Genomic DNA, 7,150 nt, shown 5'->3' with positions numbered 1-7,150 from the left:
ATTTTATGAAAAGCCCGGTTGGGAGCTTCGGCTCTCGGCCGGGCTTTTCGCATTTCTGTTTGTAGGCTGACCGTATGCGCTATGACCTGGTCATCTTCGACAACGACGGAGTGCTCGTCGACAGCGAGCCCATCTCCAATCGGCTTCTCGCCGCCTACCTCACGGAGTTGGGGCACCCCACCAGCTACGAGGACTCCATACGCGACTACATGGGCTCCGCCATGCATCGCATCCACGACCTGGTCCTCGAGCGCTCGGGCCGGCGGCTGCCGCCGGACTTCGACACCACCTTTCACGGCAGGGTCTTCGACGCCTTCCGCCGCGAGCTGCGGCCGGTCACCGGTGTGGCCGAGGTTCTGGAGAAGCTGCGGGCCGACGGCGTTCCGTACTGCGTCGCCTCTTCCGGCAGCCATGAGCGCATCCGCGTCGCCCTCCGTACGACCGGGCTGTACGGCCTCTTCGGCGAGGGCCATATCTTCAGCTCCGAGGACGTGGGCCGGGGCAAGCCCGCCCCGGATCTGTTCCTTTATGCGGCCGAGCGCATGGGCGTGGCACCCGAGCGCTGTGCCGTCGTCGAGGACAGCCCGCTCGGGGTCCAGGCCGCGCTGGCCGCCGGGATGGATGTGTACGGTTACACGGCCATGACGCCTGCCGCCAAACTCGCCGCGGCCCGGGGCCTCTTCGTGGAGATGGCCGAACTGCGAGGGCTGCTCACCTCTACCCACAAGTAGCTCGGGGCCGTACGCTCCACGTGCATGACGGATTCGCGTCCGAGCCGCCGGCTACGGCAGGGCCGGGCCTCATTGGCCATCAGCTTCTTCGTCCAGGGCGCGATCTTCGCTCTGCTGGTGACGCGCATACCCGCGCTCCAGGACCGGTACGGGATATCCGACGGGCTGCTGCCCCTCTTCCTGGCCGCCGTGCCGATCCTCGCCGGGGTGGGCAGCGTCGCCACCGAGCATCTCGTCAAGCGGCTGCGTCCGGGGCTGGTCCTCCGCGTGGTGCAGCCCATCGTCTCCCTCGCCCTGCTGTCCGCCGGGTCGGGGACGACGGTGTGGCAGCTCGCCGTGGCGCTCGCCGTGTTCGGGCTGACGGTCGGCGCGCTCGACGCGTCGATGAACATGCTCGGGGTGAGCCTCCAGCGCGCGTACGGGCGCAGCATCATGCTCGGCTTCCATGGCGCGTACAGCCTGGGCGGGATCATTGGGGCCTCGCTCGCCTGGGCGGGGGCGCACTGGGATCTGCCGCTGTCCACGCTCTACGCGCCGCTGGTGGCCATCCTGGTGCCCATCGCACTGATCGCCGGCCGCTGGTACCTCGATCACCAGGGCGCCGGGCCCACCGAAGTGGTCAGGGACGAGACCACCGTGAGCATGCGGGTTCTGCTGCCGCTCTGTCTCGTCATGGCCTTCGCCTACATCGGCGACTCCACCGTCTCCAACTGGAGCGCCAAGTACCTGGAGGACGTGCTGCACAGCTCCGAGCAGTTGGCCACGGTCCCGTACAACGTCTACATGATCACCACGCTCCTCGGCCGCTCCTTCGGCGACCTCGGGGTGCGGCGCTTCGGCGCGGTCGCCGTGGTCCGGGCCGGGGCGCTGCTCGCGGGCGGCGGCTTCGCGGTGGTGGCGGCGGCGCCCGGGGCATGGGTGGGGATGGCCGGGTTCACGCTGCTGGGGCTGGGGTTGTGCGTACTGGTGCCACAGACCTTCGCGGCCGCGGGGCGGCTCTTCCCCGGGGCGTCCGACGCCGCCGTCGCCCGCCTCAACATCTTCAACTACGTGGGCTTCCTCATCGGTTCCCCGCTCGTCGGCGCCCTCGGCGGGGCGTGGAGCTACCGTGCGGCGATGCTGGTGCCGATGGCGCTTGTGCTGGTGACGATCCGGTACGCGAGGTCGTTCAGCCCTGTACCAGCCGGATACGGTGACGGGCATGAGCGGCCGCGCACAGTTGATGTGGGATGAGGAAGTAACCGGATACGACTTCGGCGCCGGGCATCCGATGGACCCGGTGCGGTTGGCGCTGACCATGCGGTTGGTGCAGGCGTACGGTCTGGACCGGGCGGTCCGGGTGGTGGCCGCCAAGCCGGCGGGGGAGTCGACGCTGCGCCTGGTCCACGGGCAGGAGTACATCGAGGCGGTACGGCGCGCCTCGGCCGCCCCGGAGGCGGCGGACGGCTCGTACGGCCTCGGGACGATCGACGACCCGGCCTTCGCGGGGATGCACGAGGCGTCCGCGCTGATCGCCGGGCAGTCGGTGGGCGCGGCCGAGGACGTATGGCGCGGGGAGGCGCTGCACGCGGTGAACTTCGCGGGCGGGCTGCACCACGCCATGCCCCGGAGCGCGTCCGGGTTCTGCATCTACAACGACGCGGCGCTGGCGATCGCGCGGCTGCTGGAGCTGGGGGCGGAGCGGGTCGCGTACGTGGATGTGGACGTCCACCACGGGGACGGGGTGCAGGCGGCCTTCTGGGACGATCCGCGGGTGCTGACGATCTCGCTGCACGAGCACCCCCGGACGCTGTTCCCGCAGACCGGCTGGCCGGAGGAGGCGGGCGGGGAGGGCGCCGAGGGCTCGGCGGTGAATCTGGCGCTGCCGGCCGGGACCTCGGACGCGGGCTGGTTGCGGGCCTTCCACGCGGTGGTGCCGGAGCTGCTGGCGGCGTTCCGCCCCCAGGTGCTGGTGACCCAGCACGGCGCGGACACCCATGTCGAGGATCCGCTGGCCCACTTGGCGGTGACCGTCGACGCGCAGCGGGCGGTCGCCGAGAGCTGTCACCGGCTGGCGCACGACCATGCGGACGGGCGCTGGGTGGCGCTCGGGGGCGGGGGCTACGCGGTGGTGGACGTGGTGCCGCGGTCCTGGACGCATCTGGTCGCGATCGCGGCCGGGCGGCCGGTGGAGGCCACCTCGCCGGTGCCGGAGGAGTGGCGGCAGGAGGTGTACCGGCGGACCCGGATGGACGCGCCGCGGCGGATGACGGACGGGCGGGAGCCGGACTGGCAGGACTTCCACGAGGCGGGGTACGACCCCGCGGATCGGCTGGACCAGGCGATCCTGGCGACGCGCCGGGCGGTCTTTCCGCACCACGGGCTGCTGCCGTAAAGGTTGGGCTGGCGGGGCGTGGCGCCTGCGGCGGGCTGTTCCCCTCCCCGCCCCTTCCCACAACTGGGGCTCCGCCCCAGACCCCGCTCCTCAAGCGCCGGAGGGGCTGGAAGGCGCGGCTCCGTCCCAGACCCCGCTCCTCGAACTCCCCCAGCTACCGCTGGGAGGTGCGCCCCCTGGAGGGGCTGGGAGGCAGGGGCTTCGCCCCAGACTCCGGGGTCCAGGGGCGGAGCCCCTGCCACGTGGCGGACGCCGCCTAGCGGCCGTTACGCCAACCGTGGGGTCTGTGCGCGTATCCGGGCGACCGAGGGGGTGGGTCCGCCAGCATCGGTGGCGTGTTGAGTACCGCGGCGCTGCGCGCGCATCTGCTGGCGGCGCGGCTCGCCGGGCCCGTGGCCACGAGCCGGGAGGAGAGCCTGCGCCGCTATCGGCTCTTCGTGGCCCGGGACCCCCGGGTGCTGCTCGGGCTGGAGCCCGAATACGACTGGTCCTTTATGGAATTGCTCGGCCTGATGAGCGAGAAATGCGGGGTTTCGATCGACCCGGCCAATGTTTCGGGGCCGGATATGATCGATCCGGAGCTGACGATCGCCGCGTTGGACGCCTTCGCGGACCGGCTGCGCGGCGCCGCCCGGGACCGGCTCCCGGTGCTCCTCGGCACCGGCCATCCCCACCGTCTCCTCGGCTTCTACGCCGCGTTGGCGTCGGCGCTCTCGGCGGCGGGCTGCCGTGTCCTCACTCCCGCGCAGGGTAGATGTATCGACATAACGACGCGATTCGGCGTACGTACCCACCGGCTCACCTACGTACGAGGTGTCGCGATGGTGCGGGCGCCCGGCGCTCGCCCGACCGCGAGTGAGCCGGGCGCCCACAGTCATTCGCCGCTCCCGGTTCGGGTTGCCCTCGGCCGTGCCGCGGAGTCCGGCGGGCCCCTGCCGGGACTGGTCATCGGGGACCATGGATGGGTCTGCGGAGCAGGTCAGCTGGGCTTTGAGGCCATCGGGCCAGGGGACACGAACGACCCCGCGCTGTTCGTCGGGGAGGCCGAGGGGCGGGTGTCCGTCGCCGTTCCGCTTGATGACGGTGTGCGGTCTGGTTACTACCGGCCGATTACTCGCTATGTACTCAATCGAGCGTGTCTGTCACAGTAGGCGTCCGATCGCTACTCCTCTTCCCCACTTGCATCACCCGCCCCTAATCTGGGGTGGAGCGCGCATGCGACCAGGAGTCACCGGAGGGGAAGCCGGTGCCCGACATGTGCGGAAGGTTCAGGTGTTGTCATGGCTGCTGGCGAACGGCCTCTGAACGAGGTTCAGTTTCTGACCGTGGCGGAAGTCGCCTCGGTGATGCGAGTGTCCAAGATGACCGTGTACCGCTTGGTGCACAGTGGTCATCTGCCGGCGATCCGGGTGGGCAGGTCTTTCCGGGTCCCAGAGCAAGCGGTTCATGAATACCTCCGCGAATCGTATGTGGGGGTGGAGTCCGCCTAGGCCGTTTCCGGGCCCGGGGAGGACCCTCGGATTACGTGGTTCGCTCGGTGCCGGGTAGGCTGGCCCGATGTAGGTCGTGTGGGCTCGGACGCCCCGCACCGAGTGAATCGAAGTGAGCGAGGGTAGTCGTGGGCTCTGTTATCAAGAAGCGGCGCAAGCGGATGGCCAAGAAGAAGCACCGCAAGCTGCTCAAGCGCACGCGCGTCCAGCGTCGCAACAAGAAGTAAGCAAGCGACGCTGTGTTCGTCCCGCAGCCCTCCCACCACCGGTGGGAGGGCTGCGGTGCGTGGGTGGCAGCGGCCTGAAGCCACGTTCGCCCCTTTGGCCCCGGCTTAAAACGTCGCACCGCGCGGCGAGTGGTCATCACAGCGCAACACCGAGCGGTTACGGTGTTCGGCACAGCCCGGCTCGGACGAGGGTGGGAAGGAAGGCGCTGATCTTGGGAAAGGTCGTGCTCGTCACCGGAGTCGCTCGTCGGCTGGGAGGCCGTTTCGTCCGGCGCATACAGCGTGAACCCGATGTGGAGCGGGTGATCGGCGTGGACGCCGTGCCGCCCGAACACCACCTCGGCGGGGCCGACTTCGTCCGGGCGGATATCCGTCATCCCACGATCGGGAAACTGCTCGCCGAATACGGCGTCCACACCGTCGTCCACATGGATATCAACGGCACTCCGCTGGGCGCGCGCGGCAATCGCGCCTCGGTCAAGGAGACCAATGTCATCGGCACCATGCAGCTGCTCGGCGCCTGCCAGAAGGCCCCGTCGGTGCAGCGGCTGGTGGTGAAGTCCAGCACCAATGTGTACGGCTCCGCGCCCCGCGACCCCGCCGTCTTCAGCGAGACCACCCCGCCCAAATCCCTCCCCAGCGGTGGCTTCGCCAAGGACACCGTCGAGGTCGAGGGATATGTCCGCGGCTTCGCCCGGCGCCGCCCCGATGTCGCGGTGTGCGTGCTGCGCTTCGCCAACATCCTGGGGCCGTGCGCGGACTCCCCGCTTGCCGAGTACTTCGCGCTGCCGGTGCTGCCCACCGTCATCGGCTACGACCCGCGGCTCCAGTTCGTCCATGAGAAGGACGCCATCGAGGTGCTGCGGATCGCGGCCTCCGAGCCGCGCCGGTCCACGCTCAACAGCGGCACGTTCAACATCGCCGGAGACGGGGTGCTGCTGCTCTCCCAGGCCGCCCGGCGGCTCGGCCGCCCGACCCTGCCGCTGCTGCTGCCCACCCTGCGCTGGGCCCGCACCGCGCTGCGGTCCCTCGGCATCACCGACTTCTCGCCCGAGCAGGTCCGGCTGCTCACCCACGGCCGGGTCGTGGCCACCACCCAGATGCGCGAGACCCTGGGATTCGAACCCGAGCACACCACCGCCGGCGCCCTCGCGGACTATGCGCACAGCCGCGGCCCCGGGCTGCTCCCGCCCGAGACCCTCGCCCGTACCATCGACCGGCTCGCCGCGCTGCTGCCCGCCGGCGCCCAGCCTTAAGGAGCGCAACCACCATGGCGGACGCCAAGGTCATTCCGTTCGGTGAGGAACCCCGGTCGTCCCGGAGGAAGGTCCCCCGGCTGGGCCGTGGCGGCCGCTCCCAGGGCTCGCTCAAGCCCGTACCGCAGCAGCGCGACGAGGCGCTCGAGCACCGCCCCCAGACGGCGGCCGCGGCCGTGCCGCCCCTGCCGCCCGACCCGCCGAAGCCCGCCCCGGGCAGCGGCGACTGGGAGCGCAAGCTGGCCCACGGACTGAGCTTTCTGCGCCGCCGGATCACCGGGGACTACGAGGTCGACGACTTCGGCTACGACCACGATCTGACCGAGCAGGTGCTGATGTCCCTGCTCCGCCCGCTGTCCGACAAGTACTTCCGGGTCGAGGTGAAGGGGATCGAGAACATCCCCGACAGCGGCGGCGCGCTCGTCGTCGCCAACCACTCCGGGGTGCTGCCGCTGGACGGGCTGATGCTCCAGGTCGCGGTGCACGACAACCACCCGGCCAAGCGCCATCTGCGGCTGCTCGCGGCCGATCTGGTCTTCGTGCTCCCGGTCATCAACGAGCTGGCCCGCAAGGCCGGGCACACCCTCGCCTGCGCCGAGGACGCCCAGCTGCTGCTGGAGCGCGGCGAGGTGGTCGGGGTGATGCCGGAGGGCTTCAAGGGGATCGGCAAGCCGTTCTCGGAGCGGTACAAGCTGCAGCGCTTCGGGCGGGGCGGCTTCGTCTCGACGGCGCTGCGCGCGGGGGCGCCGATCGTGCCGTGCTCGATCGTGGGCGCGGAGGAGATCTACCCGATGGTGGGGAACGCGAGGACGCTGGCCCGGCTGCTCGGCATTCCGTACTTCCCGATCACGCCGACCTTCCCGCTGCTCGGGCCGCTGGGCGCGGTGCCGCTGCCGACGAAGTGGACCATCCAGTTCGGCGAGCCCATCCCCACCGACGGGCATCCGCCGGAGGCGGCGGACGACCCGATGCTGATGTTCAACCTGACCGACCAGGTACGAGAAACGATCCAGCACACGCTCTATAAATTGCTCGTCCAGCGGCGGTCGGTGTTCTTCTGACGGCTTGGTCC

The 7,150-nt window shown here is 70.3% G+C and carries 8 protein-coding genes; all 8 read left to right on the top strand.

Annotated elements, in window-relative coordinates:
- Positions 1-74 precede the first annotated feature (74 nt).
- Positions 75-731, top strand: a complete 657-nt coding sequence (locus JK364_RS51825) for an HAD family hydrolase (protein WP_201858452.1) — start codon at positions 75-77, stop codon at positions 729-731.
- A 24-nt stretch (positions 732-755) separates the two neighbouring features.
- Entirely contained in the window at positions 756-1,964 is a 1,209-nt protein-coding gene (locus JK364_RS51820; RefSeq protein WP_201858451.1) for an MFS transporter, read from the top strand.
- A complete protein-coding gene (locus tag JK364_RS51815; RefSeq protein WP_201858450.1) occupies positions 1,933-3,105 on the top strand; it encodes an acetoin utilization protein AcuC in 1,173 nt (390 codons plus the stop codon). The genes JK364_RS51820 and JK364_RS51815 overlap by 32 nt, the downstream gene beginning before the upstream one ends.
- 335 nt (positions 3,106-3,440) lie before the next feature.
- Entirely contained in the window at positions 3,441-4,256 is an 816-nt protein-coding gene (locus JK364_RS51810; protein WP_201858449.1) for a phosphatase, read from the top strand.
- 129 nt (positions 4,257-4,385) lie between these two features.
- Positions 4,386-4,595, top strand: a complete 210-nt coding sequence (locus JK364_RS51805) for a helix-turn-helix domain-containing protein (protein WP_014053989.1) — start codon at positions 4,386-4,388, stop codon at positions 4,593-4,595.
- A 128-nt stretch (positions 4,596-4,723) separates the two neighbouring features.
- Entirely contained in the window at positions 4,724-4,822 is a 99-nt protein-coding gene (locus tag JK364_RS51800; protein WP_003948845.1) for a 30S ribosomal protein bS22, read from the top strand.
- 212 nt (positions 4,823-5,034) lie between these two features.
- Positions 5,035-6,078, top strand: coding sequence for an NAD-dependent epimerase/dehydratase family protein (locus JK364_RS51795; RefSeq protein WP_201858448.1), 1,044 nt, complete (start codon positions 5,035-5,037; stop codon positions 6,076-6,078).
- A 14-nt stretch (positions 6,079-6,092) separates the two neighbouring features.
- Complete coding sequence (locus tag JK364_RS51790; protein ID WP_201858447.1) at positions 6,093-7,139, top strand: lysophospholipid acyltransferase family protein; 1,047 nt, start codon at positions 6,093-6,095, stop codon at positions 7,137-7,139.
- Positions 7,140-7,150: the final 11 nt, after the last annotated feature.

The sequence above is a fragment of the Streptomyces endocoffeicus genome (genome assembly GCF_016741935.1).
Lineage (GTDB): Bacteria > Actinomycetota > Actinomycetes > Streptomycetales > Streptomycetaceae > Streptomyces > Streptomyces endocoffeicus.
The sequence above is the reverse complement of the archived record's forward strand: the minus strand, read 5'-3'. Positions and strand labels throughout refer to the sequence as shown.